The organism is Roseobacter sp. N2S, from assembly GCF_031454055.1.
Classification (GTDB): domain Bacteria; phylum Pseudomonadota; class Alphaproteobacteria; order Rhodobacterales; family Rhodobacteraceae; genus Amylibacter.
The window spans coordinates 1-1,636 of sequence record NZ_JAVDQB010000023.1 but is presented as its reverse complement, the minus strand read 5'-3'; the positions used below and the strand labels follow the sequence as shown (position 1 = coordinate 1,636).

General features: G+C 56.9%; 1 protein-coding gene and 1 tRNA gene. Both read left to right on the top strand.

From position 1 onward, the window contains the following. Positions 1-239: 239 nt before the first annotated feature. The gene (locus tag GGE09_RS23400; protein ID WP_309748467.1) at positions 240-1,472 is read left to right on the top strand and encodes a flavin-dependent oxidoreductase; all 1,233 of its coding nucleotides are present in this window, start codon (positions 240-242) and stop codon (positions 1,470-1,472) included. Positions 1,473-1,558: 86 nt separating this feature from the next. Continuing rightward, positions 1,559-1,635: transfer RNA gene (locus GGE09_RS23395), tRNA-Met, on the top strand. Position 1,636 lies beyond the last annotated feature (1 nt).

The window sequence follows — 1,636 nt, the reverse complement described above, 5'->3', positions numbered from 1 at the left end:
CTCGGGCGGCTTTTTGCGTTCTAAAACCCAAATCCGCCGGGGAATATCCGCAAAACCAACCAAAATCACCACAACGATAAACAACGCATCAGAGAAGGCCAGAAAAATGGCGCGGGAAAACCCGATCCGAGGCAGGGGTGCGTAAAGTTTTGCTTTGGAAATCTGCTGCGCTCCTTTAACTTCGTTGCAACTGATACGAATAACGCCTGTGGCAGGGATGCGGCGGGGTGGGGGGATTTATGACTGTAATCATCGCGGGTGCTGGCATTGGCGGATTGACCTTGGGGTTAAGTCTGCAGGCCAAGGGGGTTCCGTTCCGGATTTTTGAGGCCGTTTCCGAAATGGCGCCTTTGGGGGTTGGGATCAACTTGCAGCCCCATGCGGTGCGCGAATTGACAGAGATGGGTTTGGCTGACCGGCTGGATCCCATTGGCATTCGCACCAAAGAGGTGGCCTATTTCTCACAGCAGGGGGGCTATATCTGGGCTGAGGCCCGTGGGAAATTTGCCGGGTATCATTGGCCGCAGTATTCTGTGCATCGGGGTAAGTTGCAGCTGATGCTGCGGGATGCTTTGCTGGAACGGGCTGGTGCGGGCGTTGTTGAAATGGGCCGCCGTGTGGTGGGATCGCGGGATTTGGGCGCAGGGGTTGAGGTGTCTTTTGCCGATGGCAGTACGGTCAACGGGTCGATTTGTGTGGCTGCGGACGGGATTCATTCGGCACTGCGGGCGCAAAATATGCCGGATGAGGGCGCGCCCCATTGGGGGGGGACAATCATGTGGCGCGGCACCACGCTGGCGCCGCCCTGTCTGAGCGGGGCAACCATGGCCATGGCGGGGTGTAAGGATCAAAAGTTCGTCGTCTACCCTATCGAAAACCTGCCTGACGGGCGTCAGTTTGTGAATTGGATCGCTGATCTGAGCAAGCCGGCGGATTATTTGTGGAACCGTGAGGATTGGAACCGGCGCGGTGATTTGAAGGATTTCCTGCCGCAGTTTGAAGACTGGCGCTTTGACTGGCTGGATATTCCGGCCCTGATCCGCGCTGCTGATGCGGTGTTTGAATACCCCATGGTGGATCGCAATCCGCTGGATCAATGGACCTTCGGGCGCACCACATTGCTGGGGGATGCGGCCCATGCCATGTATCCCATCGGGTCAAACGGGGCCAGTCAGGCGATCCTGGATGCACGGGTTTTGACCCAATCCCTGCTGGATCACGGCATCGAACCCGCCGCGCTCCACGCTTATGAAGCCAACCGGCGCGACACCGTAAACCGCATCGTTCTGGCGAATCGCGGCGATGGACCGGATAAGATCCTCGACGAGGTCGCCGCCCTCGCCCCCGACGGATTTGACCACATTAACCATGTTCTCAGCAATGACGCCCTGGCAAAGGTCGCCTCACAGTATAAAACAATCGCCGGTTTTGACGTAGACGCCCTCAACGCACGCCCCCCAATCGTCCCGTAACCAAAAATAATCAAAGAACTGTAACAAATCCCCATTTTGACGTTGAACACAATCAACAACACAGCTACATCACCACTCTAAACTGTCGCGGGGTGGAGCAGCCCGGTAGCTCGTCAGGCTCATAACCTGAAGGTCGTAGGTTCAAATCCTACCCCCGCAACCAA

Excerpts from the sequence above, each read along its gene's own strand:
- GGE09_RS23400 (WP_309748467.1), top strand. The coding sequence starts at position 240 with ATGACTGTAATCATCGCGGGTGCTGGCATTGGCGGATTGACCTTGGGG.